This window comes from Pseudomonas sp. KBS0710, from assembly GCF_005938045.2.
In the GTDB taxonomy this organism is placed as follows: Bacteria; Pseudomonadota; Gammaproteobacteria; order Pseudomonadales; family Pseudomonadaceae; genus Aquipseudomonas.
In genome coordinates, this window is sequence record NZ_VCCF02000001.1 from 4,613,269 (window position 1) to 4,629,778 (window position 16,510).

The 16,510-nt window shown below is 60.9% G+C and carries 16 protein-coding genes; 6 read left to right on the forward strand and 10 right to left on the reverse strand.

Annotation, left to right across the window (positions count from 1 at the left end):
* Window positions 1-2: 2 nt before the first annotated feature.
* Window positions 3-1,334 (reverse strand): amidase, encoded by a 1,332-nt coding sequence (locus FFI16_RS21100; protein ID WP_138816689.1) that lies wholly within the window; start codon window positions 1,332-1,334, stop codon window positions 3-5.
* A gap of 27 nt (window positions 1,335-1,361) precedes the next feature.
* Window positions 1,362-1,622: a hypothetical protein gene (locus FFI16_RS21105; protein WP_138816690.1), complete on the reverse strand. Its 261-nt coding sequence runs from the start codon at window positions 1,620-1,622 to the stop codon at window positions 1,362-1,364.
* 47 nt (window positions 1,623-1,669) lie between these two features.
* On the opposite strand from FFI16_RS21105, the gene FFI16_RS21110 reads away from it, so the two are divergent.
* The 6 genes from FFI16_RS21110 (at window position 1,670) to cmoB (ending at window position 8,195) form a co-directional block, all read left to right on the forward strand.
* Entirely contained in the window at window positions 1,670-2,659 is a 990-nt protein-coding gene (locus tag FFI16_RS21110) for a GntR family transcriptional regulator (RefSeq protein ID WP_138816691.1), read from the forward strand.
* Between the two features lie 129 nt (window positions 2,660-2,788).
* Window positions 2,789-5,212, forward strand: a complete 2,424-nt coding sequence (lon, locus tag FFI16_RS21115; RefSeq protein ID WP_138816692.1) for an endopeptidase La — start codon at window positions 2,789-2,791, stop codon at window positions 5,210-5,212.
* Between the two features lie 202 nt (window positions 5,213-5,414).
* Window positions 5,415-5,804 carry a protease inhibitor I42 family protein gene (locus FFI16_RS21125; RefSeq protein WP_138816694.1) on the forward strand — a complete coding sequence of 130 codons (390 nt, stop codon included), beginning with the start codon at window positions 5,415-5,417 and terminating at the stop codon, window positions 5,802-5,804.
* Between the two features lies 1 nt (window position 5,805).
* Complete coding sequence (locus tag FFI16_RS21130; protein ID WP_138816695.1) at window positions 5,806-6,462, forward strand: lysoplasmalogenase; 657 nt, start codon at window positions 5,806-5,808, stop codon at window positions 6,460-6,462.
* A 36-nt stretch (window positions 6,463-6,498) separates the two neighbouring features.
* On the forward strand, window positions 6,499-7,242 hold the full coding sequence (gene cmoA, locus FFI16_RS21135) for a carboxy-S-adenosyl-L-methionine synthase CmoA (protein WP_078820363.1): 744 nt from the start codon (window positions 6,499-6,501) through the stop codon (window positions 7,240-7,242).
* Window positions 7,239-8,195 (forward strand): tRNA 5-methoxyuridine(34)/uridine 5-oxyacetic acid(34) synthase CmoB, encoded by a 957-nt coding sequence (cmoB, locus tag FFI16_RS21140; RefSeq protein ID WP_138816696.1) that lies wholly within the window; start codon window positions 7,239-7,241, stop codon window positions 8,193-8,195. The genes cmoA and cmoB overlap by 4 nt, the downstream gene beginning before the upstream one ends.
* Before the next feature lie 37 nt (window positions 8,196-8,232).
* Here cmoB and tadA read toward each other — a convergent pair whose 3' ends face one another.
* From tadA to lepA, 8 genes are all read right to left on the reverse strand, one after another.
* Complete coding sequence (gene tadA, locus FFI16_RS21145; protein ID WP_138816697.1) at window positions 8,233-8,730, reverse strand: tRNA adenosine(34) deaminase TadA; 498 nt, start codon at window positions 8,728-8,730, stop codon at window positions 8,233-8,235.
* Window positions 8,730-10,106: a multicopper oxidase family protein gene (locus tag FFI16_RS21150; protein ID WP_138816698.1), complete on the reverse strand. Its 1,377-nt coding sequence runs from the start codon at window positions 10,104-10,106 to the stop codon at window positions 8,730-8,732. Before FFI16_RS21150 ends, tadA begins: the two co-directional genes overlap by 1 nt.
* 258 nt (window positions 10,107-10,364) lie before the next feature.
* A complete protein-coding gene (pdxJ, locus tag FFI16_RS21155; RefSeq protein ID WP_058421492.1) occupies window positions 10,365-11,108 on the reverse strand; it encodes a pyridoxine 5'-phosphate synthase in 744 nt (247 codons plus the stop codon).
* A 51-nt stretch (window positions 11,109-11,159) separates the two neighbouring features.
* Window positions 11,160-11,849, reverse strand: coding sequence for a DNA repair protein RecO (recO, locus tag FFI16_RS21160; RefSeq protein ID WP_017136296.1), 690 nt, complete (start codon window positions 11,847-11,849; stop codon window positions 11,160-11,162).
* A 165-nt stretch (window positions 11,850-12,014) separates the two neighbouring features.
* Window positions 12,015-12,917, reverse strand: a complete 903-nt coding sequence (gene era, locus FFI16_RS21170; RefSeq protein ID WP_034102340.1) for a GTPase Era — start codon at window positions 12,915-12,917, stop codon at window positions 12,015-12,017.
* Window positions 12,910-13,599, reverse strand: a complete 690-nt coding sequence (gene rnc / locus FFI16_RS21175) for a ribonuclease III (RefSeq protein ID WP_017136295.1) — start codon at window positions 13,597-13,599, stop codon at window positions 12,910-12,912. The genes era and rnc overlap by 8 nt, the downstream gene beginning before the upstream one ends.
* A 152-nt stretch (window positions 13,600-13,751) precedes the next feature.
* Window positions 13,752-14,606: a signal peptidase I gene (gene lepB, locus FFI16_RS21180; protein ID WP_017136294.1), complete on the reverse strand. Its 855-nt coding sequence runs from the start codon at window positions 14,604-14,606 to the stop codon at window positions 13,752-13,754.
* A gap of 5 nt (window positions 14,607-14,611) precedes the next feature.
* Window positions 14,612-16,411 carry a translation elongation factor 4 gene (gene lepA / locus FFI16_RS21185; protein WP_138816700.1) on the reverse strand — a complete coding sequence of 600 codons (1,800 nt, stop codon included), beginning with the start codon at window positions 16,409-16,411 and terminating at the stop codon, window positions 14,612-14,614.
* Between the last annotated feature and the right edge of the window lie 99 nt (window positions 16,412-16,510).

Sequence of the window (16,510 nt, forward strand, 5' to 3'; positions counted from 1 at the left end):
CCTTAGAAATTCAGGGTGGTTTCGACCGACAGCGCGGCCCTGAGCAGGCGTGCGTCTTCGCCGCTCGGGGCGCTGAGCAGCAGGCCGGTGGGTAAACCCAGGGCATCACGGCCGCTGGGCAGGCTGACGCCAGGCATGTCAAGCAAACTGCCGGGCATGGTCAGGCGCAGGGTGGCGAGGTTGGTTTTGACGAACAGGTCGTCATCGGCTTGCAGCGGTGCAAGCGCCGGGGCGACATGGGCGACCGTCGGGGTAATGAGAACGGCACCGTCGAGTTCATCGACCAGTTGCAGTTGCAAGCGGCGACGCGCGTCGATCAGGTGCAGCAATTGGCTGGCGGGCAATTCACGCGCGGCCTCCAGGCGGCGGCGTACACGCGGGTCAAGTCGCTCGGCATCGCGGCTGTCCAACAGGTTTTCGTGCAGGGCGAAGGCTTCGAATGAGCCGAGCCAGCCGTCCTGCTTGATCAGGTTGAGGGTGGCCTGGAAGGTGGCTGACGCGCGCACCTCGATCAGCGCACCGGCAGCCTTGAGCTGGTCCACTGCGCGTAGCAGGTTGTTGCGCACAGCGGGTTCGATGTCTTCCAACGTGCCCTGCTCAAGGACGAAGTGCTGGCCCTTGAGGCTGCGCGCGACGTGCTGTTGCGTGCGGCCGTTGAGCAGGTCGTCGATGGCCAGCGCATCGCGCACGCTGCGGGTCAGCGGGCCGAGGCTGTCGAGGGTGTGCGCCAGCGGGAATACGCCGTCGCGGCTGTAGCGCCGACAGCTGCTGCGATAGCCCACCACACCATTAAGCGCTGCGGGAATGCGGATAGAGCCGGCGGTGTCGGTGCCCATGGCGATGGGTACAATGCCCGCCGCCACGGCGACCGCCGAGCCCGACGACGAGCCGCCGGGAATGCGCGGTTGATCACTGCCTCTGGGGTTATGGGGCGTGCCGAAATGCGGGTTCAGCCCCAGGCCGGAATACGCCAGTTCGCTGAGGTTGGTCTTGCCGATGCTGACCATTCCCGCGCGGCACAACAGCCCGACACTGGGCGCATCGATCAAGGCCGGTGCAGCCTCGCGGCGATAGGCGGCACCGGCGGTGGTGACGCTGCCGGCCACGTCGAACAGATCTTTCCAGGCCAATGGCACGCCATCGAACACGCTCAAAGGCTGGCCGGCACGCCAGCGCGCAGCGGATGCTTCGGCCTCGCGGCGTGCGCGCTCGGCGGTCAGGGAAATAAACACACTGGGCGCCATGCTCGCGTGGACGAGTGCCTGTTCGAGCGCCTGCACCGGGTCGTTGTGACCGCTGGCGTACGCCTGGGCCATTGAGGTGGCGTCTGACATCAAGATGACCCTCATAAAACGTACATATTAATAAAATGTACGTTTTGCAAAGGCAGATTTCGTGCCAGTCTCTTTAAGTGTGTTGTCGTACTCGTACGGTTTATCGCCAACAACTGCGGAATAGGTGGTTTTGCGGTTGGCAAAAAAAAGCGACGCAAGTGAAGAGGCTAGCCACAATTGAAATAATGTATCTTTTATTAATAAATACATTTTGGTGCAAAAAGTAACGTTTCCTCCTTGCCGGCCCCAGAAAAGTGCCACCGCTGTGGCGCAGAGTGACAGGCGCATCTATGAGAGAATCCCCAGCCACTTTCCTACACGCCAAAGAGAACACGATGAAAGCAGTGTCCGCCTCGGCCTCCCGTTACGCGATGATTCACCAGCTGTTGCGTGATGCGATCGTTAACGGCACTGCGCGCCACGGGTTGGTGTTGCTGGAAGCGCCGCTGGCCGAGCTGTTCGGCACCAGCCGCGTGCCGGTACGCAAGGCATTGGACCTGCTGCATGACGAGGGCCTGATCTGCCGCTTCAATGGCCGGGGTTACTTGATCAACCCCAAAGGCCTGGCCATGGAGCCGCTGCGCTTGCCCCTGAGCCATGCGCACCTGGGCCTTGATGGCGAGGCTGAGTTGGTGGATACGCGGCCGCTGGGTGAGCGGATCGTCGAGGAAATCGGCGCGGCGCTGTCGACGTGCATCGCTTTTGGTCACTACCGCCTGGATGAGCAAGCCGCCGCCGAACACTACAGCGTCAGCCGCGCCGTGGTGCGTGAAGCGCTGATGCGCCTGCGCGACCGTGGCCTGGTGGAAAAAGAACCCTACTCCCAGTGGCTGGCCGGGCCGTTGACCGCGCGGGAAGTCACCGAAGACTACGAACTGCGCGCCTGCCTGGAACCCGAAGCACTGCGCCAGAGCGCGCCAAACCTGGACCGCGAGATGCTCGAAGCGATGTTGCAGCGCGTGCTGGACGCCCAGCAAAGCCCGCACTGCAGCCTGGAAGCCATTGAGCAGATCGAAGAAGACTTGCACCAGCGCTGCCTGGCCGGCCTGCAAAACCGCAAGATCGCCGCGCTGATTCGCCAGGGCCAGAGCCCGATGATCATCAGCCGGATTTTTTACCGTTTACTGGGAATTGGCGCAGATCCCGCCATGCTCGCCGAACATCGCCTGATTCTTGAATTGCTGCTGCACGGAGCATTTGATGCGGCAGCGCTGAATTTGCGTGAGCATTTGCAGCGGGCGCGCCAGCGAATGCTGCAGCGCCTGAAAGTGCTGTCGGTGTTACCGGAGCAGCCGCTGCCGGCCTACCTGCACAAAATCAGCTGACGCCAGCTCCCACATGGACTCAGCGTCGTTTTAGAAATTTCATGCAATATGTTGCTATCTCGCGCCTCCCATTGAAACCACCGCCACCCCGCCCCATCTAACCTGCATACTTCCTTATGCAGGTGCCCCATGAGCGACCAGCAAGAATTCCCGGACATCGACCTGAACGATTACGCCGACCCCGAAAACGCTGAACACGAAACCTCGTCCAACACCGGCCTGGCCCTGCCTGGGCAAAACCTGCCGGACAAGGTTTACATCATCCCGATCCACAACCGGCCGTTTTTCCCGGCGCAGGTGTTGCCGGTCATCGTCAATGAAGAGCCGTGGGCCGAGACGCTGGAGTTGGTGAGCAAGTCCGACCATCACTCGCTTGCGCTGTTTTTCATGGACACGCCACCCGAAGACCCGCGCCACTTCGACACGTCCAGCCTGCCGCTGTACGGCACACTGGTGAAGGTGCACCACGCCAGCCGCGAAAACGGCAAGCTGCAATTCGTCGCCCAGGGCCTGACCCGCGTGCGTATCAAGACCTGGCTCAAGCACCATCGCCCGCCATACCTGGTGGAAGTCGAATACCCGCACCAGCCCACCGAGCCGACCGATGAGGTCAAGGCCTACGGCATGGCGCTGATCAACGCGATCAAAGAACTGCTGCCGCTCAACCCGCTGTACAGCGAAGAGTTGAAGAACTACCTCAACCGCTTCAGCCCCAACGACCCGTCGCCGCTCACCGACTTTGCCGCCGCGCTGACCTCGGCCACCGGTAATGAGTTGCAGGAAGTGCTGGACTGCGTACCCATGCTCAAGCGCATGGAAAAAGTGCTGCCGATGCTGCGCAAGGAAGTTGAAGTTGCGCGCCTGCAAAAAGAGATTTCCGCCGAGGTGAACCGCAAAATCGGTGAGCATCAGCGCGAGTTCTTCCTCAAGGAACAACTCAAGGTCATCCAGCAAGAGCTGGGCTTGACCAAGGATGACCGCAGCGCCGATGTCGAACAGTTCGAACAACGGCTGGTGGGCAAAGTGCTGCCGAGCCAGGCGCAAAAGCGCATCAGCGAAGAAATGAACAAGTTGTCGATCCTGGAAACCGGTTCGCCGGAATACGCGGTCACGCGCAACTATCTGGACTGGGCCACTGCCGTGCCATGGGGCGTGTATGGCGAGGACAAACTCGACCTCAAACACGCGCGCAAGGTGCTGGATAAGCACCATGCCGGCCTGGACGATATCAAGAGCCGTATCCTCGAGTTCCTGGCGGTGGGTGCCTATAAAGGTGAGGTCGCCGGCTCCATCGTATTGCTGGTGGGCCCGCCGGGCGTGGGCAAAACCAGTGTGGGTAAATCCATCGCCGAGTCTCTGGGGCGGCCGTTCTACCGTTTCAGCGTCGGCGGCATGCGCGACGAGGCCGAGATCAAGGGGCATCGCCGCACCTACATCGGCGCCCTGCCGGGCAAGCTGGTGCAGGCGCTTAAAGATGTGGAAGTGATGAACCCGGTGATCATGCTCGACGAGATCGACAAGATGGGCCAGAGCTTCCAGGGCGACCCGGCGTCGGCGCTGCTGGAAACCCTGGACCCGGAGCAGAACGTCGAATTCCTCGACCATTACCTGGACCTGCGCCTGGACCTGTCCAAAGTGCTGTTCGTGTGTACCGCCAACACCCTGGATTCGATCCCCGGCCCGTTGCTGGACCGTATGGAAGTGATTCGCCTGTCGGGCTATATCACCGAAGAAAAAGTCGCCATCGCCAAACGGCACCTGTGGCCCAAGCAGCTGGAAAAAGCCGGCGTGGCGAAAACCAGCCTGAGCATCAGCGACGGCGCCCTGCGCGCGTTGATCGACGGTTATGCGCGAGAAGCCGGGGTGCGCCAGTTGGAGAAACAGCTGGGCAAACTGGTGCGCAAGGCGGTGGTCAAGTTGCTGGATGAGCCGGACTCGGTGATCAAGATTGGCAACAAGGACCTGGAAAGCTCATTGGGCATGCCGGTGTTCCGTAACGAGCAAGTGCTGTCCGGCACCGGTGTGATCACTGGCCTGGCCTGGACCAGCATGGGCGGCGCGACCTTGCCGATTGAGGCGACGCGCATCCACACGCTCAATCGTGGCTTCAAACTCACCGGGCAGTTGGGTGAGGTGATGAAAGAGTCCGCCGAGATTGCCTACAGCTACATCAGCTCGAACCTGAAGTCGTTTGGCGGGGATCCGAAGTTCTTCGATGAAGCCTTCGTGCACCTGCACGTACCGGAAGGCGCCACACCCAAAGACGGCCCGAGCGCGGGTGTCACCATGGCCAGTGCGCTGCTGTCGCTGGCGCGCAACCAGCCGCCGAAAAAAGGCGTGGCCATGACCGGCGAGCTGACGCTGACTGGGCATGTGCTGCCGATTGGCGGGGTGCGCGAGAAGGTGATTGCGGCGCGGCGTCAGAAGATTCATGAGCTGATTTTGCCGGAGCCGAACCGTGGCAGCTTTGAAGAATTGCCCGAATACCTGAAGGAAGGCATGACGGTGCACTTTGCCAAGCGTTTTGCGGATGTGGCGAAGGTGCTCTTCTGATAGTGCTCTAGTGGTTTTAATGGCCCCTTCGCGAGCAAGCCCGCTCCCACATTTTACCGAGTACATTCCTTGGAATGCGCTCGAATGTGGGAGCGGGCTTGCTCGCGAAGGGGCCAGCCCGATCGACACAAAATTCCGCCTTGTCACACCTTGTCTCATCTTCGGTTATGCTCGCCCTTCGTCGTGAATGAACGGAGCCCCCATGACCGCTGCCCGCCTGTTTCTCCCCTTGAGCCTTGCCCTGCTGGCCGGATGCGCCAGTGCCCCCAAGCAAAACGTCAGCGTGGATAACCAGAGCGCCTGCCCACTCCAGCTTAAAACCGGACAAAACCTGACCCTCACCTTGCCGAGCAACCCCACCACCGGCTACCGCTGGGCCATCCAGGATTCGGCCGGCGGCGTGTTGCGCGCATTGAGCCCGGAGGTCTACAGCAGCAGCGAATCGGGTGTGATCGGGGGCGGCGGCCAGTCGACGTGGCGCTTCCAGGCCTTCGCAGCCGGCCAAGGCCGTTTGCGCCTGACGTCCCAGCAACCTTGGGAGCCGGAAGCCGAGCCGGCCGAAACCTTCGACTGCGCCATTACGGTGAACTGATATGCCATGGCTGATCCTCGCGCTGATGGGCGCCGGCACCTTTATCTACGGCCTGACCACCCACGCCACCCTGTTGTGCCTGCTGGTCAAACCGCTGCCGGTGCTGGCGCTGCTGGGCTGGCTGCATGATGCGCCGCCTACCGACTATCGACGCTGGATCAGCCTGGGGCTGATTTTTTCCCTGGTCGGCGATGTGCTGCTCGCTTGGCCGGGCGACCTGTTTATCTTTGGCCTCGGCGCGTTCCTGTTCGCGCATCTCGCGTATTTGAAAGCCTATCTCAGCGATTGCCGCCGCCTGGCGGTGTTGCCCTTGGTATTGGCGCTGGCGGTCGGCGCGATTTTGTTGAGCATCCTGATTTCCCACGGCCTGGGCGACTTGCTGGTGCCCGTAGTGGTTTACGCCCTGGTGATCAGTGCCATGCTCTGGCGTGCACTGGCGCGGCTGGGCAGTGAGGTGCCGAAACGCTCGGCATGGCTTGCGGCAGCGGGAGCGGTGTCGTTTGTGTTTTCCGACACGCTGATCGGCATCAATCGGTTTGTGCTGGCTTTCGATGCGGCGCCGTATTTGCTGATCACCACCTACTGGCTCGGCCAGTGGGGTATCACGGCCTCGGCTTTCCATCAGACAACCCGCGCACACGAGAGCCAACTTGGCTAAAATGCCGGCCTTTCCCCCCTCGTCGCCGGAACAACCGTGAGCAAAGAACCCGATCGCCTATTCGCCCAGCCCCTGCCCCAGGTGCCGGACTTCGCCTTTAACGAGGACGTGGTGCGGGTGTTCCCGGACATGATCAAACGCTCGGTGCCGGGCTACCCGACCATCGTCGAAAACCTCGGCGTGCTGGCGGCGCAGTTTGCCCAGCCGGGCAGCGTGCTCTACGACCTCGGTTCGTCCCTTGGCGCAGTAACCCAAGCCTTGCGTCGCCATGTGCGTACCGACGGCTGCCGGGTGATTGCGGTGGATAACTCCGCCGCGATGGTCGAGCGTTGCCGCGAATACCTCAACGGTCAGGACTCGATGTTCCAGGAGTTGCTGCCGGTTGAGGTGATTGAGGGCGACATTCTCGCGCTGCAATTCCAGCCCGCTTCGGTGGTGGCGTTGAACTTCACCCTGCAATTTATCGCGCCCGACGAACGCCTGGCGTTGCTCGGGCGTATTCGCCAGTCGCTGCTGCCAGGCGGTGCGTTGATCCTGTCGGAAAAGCTGCGCTTCAACGATGTTGAAGAACACGCGCTGCTGACTGACCTGCACATCGCGTTCAAACGCGCCAACGGCTACAGCGAACTGGAAATTGCCCAGAAGCGCAGCGCCATCGAAAACGTCATGAAGCCCGACAGCCTCGAAGAACACCGCGAACGCCTGCTGGCGGCCGGTTTCTCGAAAGTCGTGCCGTGGTTCCAGTGTCTTAACTTTGCCTCGTTGATTGCCTTGCCATGATTGATTTGTCCCCCCTTGCCCGCCACTTGGTCGGCACTCCTCTGGCCGTGTGGGCCCAGGGCCTGCAAGCGCAGCTCGACAGCAAGATGGAAAAGGGTCACGGCGACCTGGAGCGCTGGCAAAGTGCGTTGGATGCACTGCCGCAGATCCAGCCCAGCGAAGTCGATTTGCTCAATGGCCTGACGCTTGATACCGCTTGCGACGACGCTACCCGCGCGCAAATGCATACCGCCCTGATGGGCCTGAGCCCTTGGCGCAAAGGCCCGTTCAACCTGTTCGGCGTGCACGTGGACACCGAATGGCGTTCGGACTGGAAGTGGTCACGGGTGGCGCCGCACCTGGATTTGAAGGGCAAGCGCATCCTCGATGTGGGCTGCGGCAACGGTTACTACATGTGGCGCATGCTCGGCGCGGGCGCCGACAGCGTGATCGGCGTGGACCCGAACTGGCTGTTTTTCTGCCAATTCCAGGCGGTGCAGCGCTACTTGTCCGAGCCCAAGGCCTGGCACTTGCCGTTCCCGTTTGAAGACCTGCCGTCGAACCTGGAAGGCTTCGATACGGTGTTTTCCATGGGCGTGTTCTATCACCGCCGCTCGCCGATCGAGCATCTGCTGGCGCTCAAGGACACACTGGTCAAAGGTGGCGAGCTGGTGTTGGAAACCCTGGTCGTGGACGGCGACCAGCAGCAAGTACTGGTGCCGGAAGACCGCTACGCGCAGATGCGCAACGTGTGGTTCCTGCCGTCGGTGCCGGCGCTGATGCTATGGCTGCGCCGCGCGGGTTTCAGTGAAGTGCGTTGTGTGGATGTGAGCGTGACCACGGTTGCGGAACAACGCGGCACCGAGTGGATGAAGTATCAGTCGCTGAGTGATTTCCTGGACCCGGAGGATCATAGCAAGACCATTGAGGGGCTGCCGGCGCCGATGCGAGCGGTAATTATCGCCAAGAAATAAACACTGATTTCCCTGACTAAATGGGGATCGGTGTGCTTTAGAGTGTGGGCTTGGCTCTGCGGGCCTTGAAGAACTCGCTCAGCACCGCCCCACATTCCTCAGCCAGCACCCCACCTTCGTACAGCACCCGATGGTTGAGAAAACCCTGGGTAAAAAACTGGCCCTGGCTTTGCACAATCCCGGCCTTGGGCTCCAGCGCGCCATACACCACCCGCGCGATGCGCGAATGCACTATCAAACCAGCGCACATGCTGCACGGTTCCAGCGTCACGTACAGCGTGCTGCCCACCAGCCGGTAGTTGCTGATCGCCTGCGCGGCGGCGCGGATGGCGACCATTTCGGCATGAGCACTGGGGTCGTTGCCGCTGATCGGGCAGTTAAAGCCCCGGCCGATGATTTCACCGTCCTGCACCAGCACCGCGCCCACAGGCACTTCACCCAGCGCCGCGCCTTGGGCGGCAAGGGCCAGGGCTTCGCGCATGAAGTGCTGGTCACGGCTGCGGTCGATAATCGCAGCGGGGCGAATCTGGCGCATCACGCCACCTCAATGGCGGCCATCAGGCCGGTTTCCATATGGTCGATCACGTGGCAGTGAAACATCCACACGCCTGGGTTATCGGCCACCAACGCCACGCGCGCGCGCTCGTTTTTGCCCAGCAAATAGGTGTCGGTGAAATACGGAATCACCTTGTGACGGTTCGAGGCGATCACCTTGAAGCTCATGCCGTGCAAGTGAATCGGGTGCTGGTACTGGGTCATGTTCTTCAGTTCGAAAATGTAGCTTTTGCCCTTCTCAAGCTTGGCAATCGGGCGGTCGGCGCAGGTCTTGTCGGTGATGTCCCAGGCCTTGCCGTTGATCTGCCACAGGCTCGGCGGTTTGCCGTCATCCACCGACACGCTGCCGACCCACTCGAAATTGAAGTTGAGTTTCTCGGCATTGGCCAGGTCCGGTTCGGCAATCGGGTTGGCCGGCAACGCCGGTGGCCATTCGCTCGGCGCGTCGGTAGTGGCGACTGAACGGAAAGTACCGAGGCGCACCGGGCCGTTACGGATCGACAGTTCTTCACCCGCCGGCGGGGCCTTGACCGCCAGGCAAATGCGCATGCCTGGGCCCAGCCAGTATTCCTTGCCCAGTGGGCGCGGCTCGATGGGGTTGCCGTCCAGTGCGTAGATCTGCGCTTCAATGTCCGGGATATTGAGGCGATACGTCAGGGTGTTGTCGAGGTTGAGCAGGCGAACGCGGGTAATCTGCCCGGCAGGCAGGTCAATCACCGCCTGGGGCACGCCATTGATGGTCGACAACCGCCCGGCCGTGCCACCACGCGCGGCTTCACGGGGCACGCTGAAGGCGACGAATGCGCCCTCCTCGTCCACGTGCCAGCTTTTCAGGCTCAAGGTGCGTTCGTGTTTGAAACCGGTGGGTTCGCGCTCTTCGACAATCAGCGGGCCGACCAGGCCACGGCCGAGCTCTTCGCTGCTGTTCACGTGCGGGTGATACCAGTAGCTGCCTGCATCAGGCACGCGGAATTTGTAGTCGAAGTATTCACCGGGCAGTACCGGCAGTTGTGAAACGTAGGGCACGCCGTCCATTTCCAGCGGCAGGCGGATGCCGTGCCAGTGGATGGTGGTGGCGACCGGCAGATGGTTGATAAAACGTACCCGCAGCCACTCTCCCTGACGCACACGCAACTCGGTACCTGGCGCCGAGGGGCCGAACGCCCAGGCTTCAGTCTTGTGGCCGGGCACCAGCTCCACGTCCAACGGTGCGGCGATCAGCTCGTAATCGTGGCCTGCCTCGGCCTCAGCGACTTTCCCCAACCAGTAGCGATAGGCACCACCGGCACCGACGCCCACGACGGCCAGGCCTGCCAGGCCACCCAGGATTTGTCGACGGGAAAAGGATCGGGACACAACAACCTCACGTATCTGCCGCAAGCCAGAGGCCCGCAAAGGGCAGATACGATACACCTGCATTGGCTAAACAGTAAGGCTTCGCATTGCCGCATGGCGAAAACACAGGGGATCTAAAGATGAGAAGGGACCAATGTGGGAGCGGGCTTGCTCGCGAAGGCGCCGGGTCAGTTTATATAACTGTGACTGACACACCGCTTTCGCGAGCAAGCCCGCTCCCACACAAGCCTGTTTCCACAGGAATTCTCCAGAGTTTGGTCAGTGCTTGGCAGCTGCCAGAATCAGGGCTTTCATTTCGGCGACCGCGCCTTTGAAACCGACGAACAGCGCGTGCGCGACCAGCGCATGGCCGATGTTCAGCTCGTTGATGCCCTTGATCGCGGCCACGGCTTCGACGTTGTGGTAGTGCAGGCCGTGGCCGGCGTTGACGATCAGGCCTTCACTGAGGCCGCACTTCACGCCGTCGATGATGCGCTGCAGTTCCTCGGCCACTTCGGTGGGCGTGGTGGCATCGGCGTAACGGCCGGTGTGCAGTTCGATCGCCGGCGCGCCGACGCGACGCGAGGCTTCGATCTGGCGCTCGTCGGCGTCGATGAACAGCGACACTTCGCTGCCGATCTTCGACAGGCGCTCCACCGCCGCCTTGATCCGCGCTTCCTGGCCGGCCACGTCAAGGCCGCCTTCGGTGGTGAGTTCCTGGCGGGTTTCCGGCACCAGGCAGATATGCGCCGGGCGGATGCGCTCGGCGAACGCCATCATTTCTTCGGTCACGCCCATCTCGAAGTTCATGCGGGTTTGCAGCACGTCCTTGAGCACCAGTACATCACGCTCCTGAATGTGGCGGCGGTCTTCGCGCAGGTGCACGGTGATGCCGTCGGCGCCCGCTTCTTCGGCGTCCAGCGCGGCCTTGACCGGGTCGGGGTAACGGGTGCCCCGGGCCTGGCGCAGGGTGGCGACGTGGTCGATGTTGACGCCAAGAAGAATGCGATTGCTGGTGGTCACGGAAGCGCTCCTGAAAAGGGAAAGAAACGCTGCACAGCATACACGGGGTTGTCAGGGCTTTCGAAACAACTCGCGACTGACCAGCGGGCGCCCGCCCAAATGCACGGCCAGTGCCTGGCGCATCAAGCGTTTGGCAGCGGACAAGGCGCCTGGCGCCGTCCAATCCGCTTCGCTCATGGCCAACAGCTCGGTGCCCTGGAACAGGCCCGGTTGCAGCAGGTACACGCGCTCAAGGCCGGCATCGACTTGCAGGCGGTACATACCGTCGGCGGCGATGGGGTCGCCGTGCAGGTCGTTGCTCAGTTCGAAACCGTAGCCCAGGTCGTCGAGCAAACGCCATTCGAAGGCGCGCAGCAGCGGTTCCAGCGGGCGACCTTCGGCCAGGGCCACCAACGTGGCGGCGTAGTGATCGAAGACTGCGGGGTGCGGGTCTTCGGCGGGCAGCAGGCGGATCAGCAGTTCGTTGAGGTAAAGGCCGCTGAACAGTGCTTCGCCATTGAGCCAGGCCGAGGTGCCGACGCTTTCCAGGCGGCCGACGTTTTTCAGCTCGCCCTTGCCACGAAACTCCACGTCCAGCGCCACAAACGGCCGTGCCAGCGTGCCCGCCTTGCCCCGCGCACTGCGCAACACCGCGCGCAAGCGGCCTTGGGGCGTGAGGAAATCCACCAAAGCGCTGGTCTCGCGGTAGGCGCGGCTGTGCAGCACGTAGGCGAGTTGGCTGGGGGGTGGGGTTTGGGACATGAGTTCTCTCAGCTGGAATGCAATATTGAAAACGATACAAACCTAATGTGGGAGCGGGCTTGCTCGCGAATGCGGTGGGTCAGCCAATATATGTACTGACTGATCCACCGCATTCGCGAGCAAGCCCGCTCCCACATTTTGTCTTGCGGCGCTAGCGAAGACCGATTACAGGTCGCCGTAGCCCAGGGAACGCAGCGCACGCTCATCATCAGACCAACCACCTTTAACCTTCACCCACAGGTTAAGCATGATCTTGGAATCAAACAGCAATTCCATGTCTTTGCGCGCTTCGGTGCCGATGCGCTTGATGCGCTCGCCCTTGTCGCCAATGATGATTTTCTTCTGGCCGTCACGCTCAACGAGGATCAACGCGTGGATATGCAGGGTTTTGCCCTGCTGCTTGAACTCTTCGATTTCGACAGTGATCTGGTACGGCAGCTCCGCGCCCATCTGGCGCATGATTTTCTCGCGTACCAGTTCGGCGGCCAGGAAGCGGCTGCTGCGGTCGGTGATCTGGTCTTCCGGGAAGAAGTGCTCGTTCTCCGGCAGGTGCTCGGCGATCACGCGTTCCAGAGCGTCGAGATTGTGACCGTGCTGGGCCGAAATCGGCATGATCTGGGCGTTCGGCAGTTGTTCCTGCAGCCAGCTCAGGTGCGGCATCAGCTCGGCTTTGTCTTCGATGCGGTCGGTCTTGTTCAGCGCGACGATCAACGGGCCGGTGACGTACTGCACACGCTCCAGAACCATCTGGTCTTCGTCGGTCCACTTGGTGCGGTCGACCACGAAGATCACCACGTCGACGTCTTTCAACGCCGCCGAAGCGGTCTTGTTCATGTAGCGGTTCAGCGCCTTCTCGCCACCTTTGTGCATGCCCGGGGTGTCGACGTAGACCGCTTGCACGGTGCCTTCGGTCTTGATGCCCAGCATGTTGTGGCGGGTGGTCTGCGGCTTGCGCGAAGTAATTGCCAGCTTCTGGCCGAGGATGTGGTTCAGCAGCGTGGACTTGCCCACGTTCGGGCGGCCGACGATGGCAACATAGCCACAGCGTGTTGCGGTTGAATCAGTCATGGCCATTCTCCACGCCCAGGGCAATCAGTGCTGCAGCGGCCGCTACCTGTTCGGCAATACGACGGCTCACACCCTGACCTCGGCTTTTTTCATTCAATAAGGTAATTTCACATTCCACGAAGAATACGCGGCAATGGGGTTCACCCTGGATATCCACCACTTCGTAGCGTGGCAGTTCGCAACCACGCGACTGCAGGTATTCCTGCAGGCGGGTCTTGGGATCTTTGTTAGTGTCGACCAGCGTCAGGCTCTCGATCTCCGAAGCCAGCCAGGCGACTACGCGCTCCTTGGCGGTCTCCATGCCTGCATCGAGGTAGATCGCACCGATCAACGCTTCGAGGGCATCGGCCAGGATCGACTCGCGGCGGAAACCACCGCTTTTGAGTTCGCCGGAACCCAGGCGCAGGTATTCGCCCAGGCCGAAACCACGGGCCAGCACGGCCAGGGTCTCGCCTTTGACCAGGCGTGCACGCAGACGTGACAGCTGACCTTCGCGCGCTTGCGGGAAACGTTCGAACAGCGCCTCACCGGCGGCAAAGTTAAGGATGGCATCACCGAGGAATTCCAGGCGCTCGTTATTGCGCCCTGCAAAGCTGCGGTGTGTGAGGGCAAGGACCATCAATTCCTGATCCTTGAAGGTGTAGCCGAGCTGGCGCTCGAGACGGCTTAGAGAAACGCTCACGGTTTACCCATATCTGTTTGGTGGCACCGGCGGCCATCGACGATTGACGCAGTGTTCAAATTCAAATCCTGATTGGTACAGCAAGGGGTTGGGCCAATGATTGTCCCAACCCCAGAAAAGCATTCGGCGCTGTGTTCACAGCGCCGCCTGTATTACTTGATCAGCCCGACCCGCGAGAAGTTCGGCAGGTGGCTGAGCTTGGGTTCCGGCCAGCTCATCCAGACCGCAAAGGCCTTGCCGACAATGTTCTCGTCGGGAACCATGCCCAGCAGGTCCTTGGGAATATTAGGGTCATCCCAATACCGGCTGTCATTGGAGTTGTCACGGTTGTCGCCCATCATGAAGTAGTGCCCGGCCGGCACTTTCCATTCGGTGTCAGGCGGCGAGCGGTAGCGGCTCATTTCCTTGCGGATCTGGTGCTCTACCGCGCCGAGTTTTTCCTGATACAGCTCTGCACTGCCAAGGGTATTCGGCTCGGTGCCGATCAACTTCTCGGCGACCGACTCACCATTGACGAACAGGCGCTTGTCACTGGTGTAGCGAATCACGTCGCCCGGCAGGCCCACGACACGTTTGATGTAGTTGACGTTCGGGTCGCTTGGGTAGCGGAACACCATCACGTCGCCGCGCTGCGGGTCACCGACCGGAATGACTTTCTTGTCGAGCACCGGCAGGCGGATCCCGTAGGAAAACTTGTTCACCAGGATGAAGTCGCCCACGTCCAGGGTGGGTTTCATCGAGCCCGAAGGGATCTGAAACGGCTCCACCAGGAACGAACGCAGCACCAGCACGATGAACAACACCGGGAAGAACGACTTGCCGTATTCAACCAGCAAAGGCTCTTTGTTCAGTTTCTCGATCGCCACCGCATCGGGCTGGCTGACGCTGCCCTGATACGAGGCGATAGCCGCCCGCCGACGCGGGGCGAAGAACACCAGATCGAGCAACGCCAGGAGACCGCAAACGGCAACGGCGATGACCAGCAACAGCGGGAAATTTAGTGACATAGGACCTAACTATCCAACCTGAGCACTGCAAGGAAGGCTTCTTGTGGAATTTCCACGTTGCCCACTTGCTTCATGCGTTTTTTACCGGCCTTTTGCTTCTCAAGCAGCTTGCGCTTACGGCTTACGTCACCGCCGTAGCATTTGGCCAGTACGTTCTTTCTGAGTGCCTTGACGGAGGTCCGAGCAATGATCTGCCCGCCAATGGCGGCCTGGATCGCGACGTCGAACATCTGGCGCGGAATCAGTTCTTTCATCTTTTCGGTCAACTGGCGACCTTTGTAGTGCGCGTTGTCCTTGTGCACGATCAGTGCCAGTGCATCCACCTTGTCGCCGTTGATCAGCACATCCAGTTTCACCAGATTAGCCGATTGGTAACGGTCGAAATGGTAATCCAGCGAAGCATAGCCGCGACTGGTGGATTTGAGACGGTCGAAGAAGTCCAGAACCACTTCGTTCATCGGCAAATCGTAGGTCACTTGCACCTGGGTACCAAGGAACAACATGTCGTGCTGCACGCCACGTTTTTCGATACACAGGGTAATAACGTTGCCCAAGTGCTCTTGCGGAACCAGGATATTGGCCCGCACGATCGGCTCGCGCATGTCTTCGATAGTGGACAGATCCGGAAGCTTGGACGGGTTGTCGACGTAAATCGTTTCACCGGTTTTCAGCGCCAGCTCAAAAATAACCGTTGGCGCCGTGGTGATCAGGTCCAGGTCATATTCGCGCTCGAGGCGCTCCTGGATGATCTCCATGTGCAGCATGCCCAGGAACCCGCAGCGGAAGCCGAAGCCCAGGGCGTCGGAGCTTTCCGGGGTGTACTGCAACGACGAATCGTTGAGGGTCAGCTTCTGCAGCGCTTCGCGGAAATCTTCGAAGTCATCGGAGCTGACCGGGAACAGGCCGGCGTAAACCTGCGGCTGGATGCGTTTGAAGCCCGGCAGCACGTCGACGTCAGGGGTGGAGCTCAAGGTCAGGGTGTCACCCACCGGCGCACCGTGAATGTCCTTGATACCGGCGATGATGAAGCCTACTTCACCGGCTTTGAGGTCGGTCGTAGCAGTGTGTTTAGGGTTGAACACACCGACGCTGTCCACCAGGTGGATCTTGCCGGTGGATTTGACCAGGATCTTGTCGCCTTTCTTCACACGGCCGTGGCGCACGCGTACCAGGGAAACAACGCCCAGGTAGTTGTCGAACCAGGAGTCGATGATCAACGCTTGCAGCGGATCTTCGTAGTTGCCGGTAGGCGCAGGAATGGTCTTGACCAGGCGCTCGAGCACTTCGTCAACGCCCAGGCCGGTCTTGGCGCTGCACTCGACGGCGTCGGTGGCGTCAATGCCGATGATTTTTTCGATTTCTTCTTTAACGCGGTCAGGATCGGCCTGCGGCAAGTCGATCTTGTTCAGTACCGGCATGACCTCAAGGCCCTGCTCGATCGCGGTGTAGCAGTTGGCCACGGACTGGGCTTCAACGCCCTGGCCGGCATCGACCACCAGCAAGGCGCCTTCACAGGCGGCCAGCGAGCGGCTGACTTCGTAGGTGAAGTCAACGTGGCCGGGGGTGTCAATGAAGTTCAGCTGGTACTTGATACCGTCTTTCGCGGTGTAGTACAGGGTAACGCTGTGGGCCTTGATGGTGATGCCGCGCTCGCGCTCGAGGTCCATGGAGTCCAGGACCTGGGCTTCCATTTCACGCTCGGCAAGGCCGCCGCACATCTGGATGAATCGATCGGCCAGCGTCGACTTACCATGGTCAATGTGGGCGATGATGGAGAAATTGCGGATATGACTCAAATCACTCACGGATCAACACTCAAAAAGGCTGCAGGCAGATTGCCCGCTGAAAAATAGCCGGGAATTGTACCTGATGCTCGGGCCGGGCGTCATCTTTGCTGACCAGAA

What these genes read in the sequence shown, in the direction of transcription:
- FFI16_RS21100 (WP_138816689.1), bottom strand. Translation starts at nt 1,334, where the DNA reads ATGTCAGACGCCACCTCAATGGCCCAGGCGTACGCCAGCGGTCACAAC.
- FFI16_RS21105 (WP_138816690.1), bottom strand. Translation starts at nt 1,622, where the DNA reads ATGCGCCTGTCACTCTGCGCCACAGCGGTGGCACTTTTCTGGGGCCGG.
- FFI16_RS21110 (WP_138816691.1), top strand. Translation starts at nt 1,670, where the DNA reads ATGAAAGCAGTGTCCGCCTCGGCCTCCCGTTACGCGATGATTCACCAG.
- lon (WP_138816692.1), top strand. Translation starts at nt 2,789, where the DNA reads ATGAGCGACCAGCAAGAATTCCCGGACATCGACCTGAACGATTACGCC.
- FFI16_RS21125 (WP_138816694.1), top strand. Translation starts at nt 5,415, where the DNA reads ATGACCGCTGCCCGCCTGTTTCTCCCCTTGAGCCTTGCCCTGCTGGCC.
- FFI16_RS21130 (WP_138816695.1), top strand. Translation starts at nt 5,806, where the DNA reads ATGCCATGGCTGATCCTCGCGCTGATGGGCGCCGGCACCTTTATCTAC.
- cmoB (WP_138816696.1), top strand. Translation starts at nt 7,239, where the DNA reads ATGATTGATTTGTCCCCCCTTGCCCGCCACTTGGTCGGCACTCCTCTG.
- tadA (WP_138816697.1), bottom strand. Translation starts at nt 8,730, where the DNA reads ATGCGCCAGATTCGCCCCGCTGCGATTATCGACCGCAGCCGTGACCAG.
- recO (WP_017136296.1), bottom strand. Translation starts at nt 11,849, where the DNA reads ATGTCCCAAACCCCACCCCCCAGCCAACTCGCCTACGTGCTGCACAGC.
- era (WP_034102340.1), bottom strand. Translation starts at nt 12,917, where the DNA reads ATGACTGATTCAACCGCAACACGCTGTGGCTATGTTGCCATCGTCGGC.
- lepB (WP_017136294.1), bottom strand. Translation starts at nt 14,606, where the DNA reads ATGTCACTAAATTTCCCGCTGTTGCTGGTCATCGCCGTTGCCGTTTGC.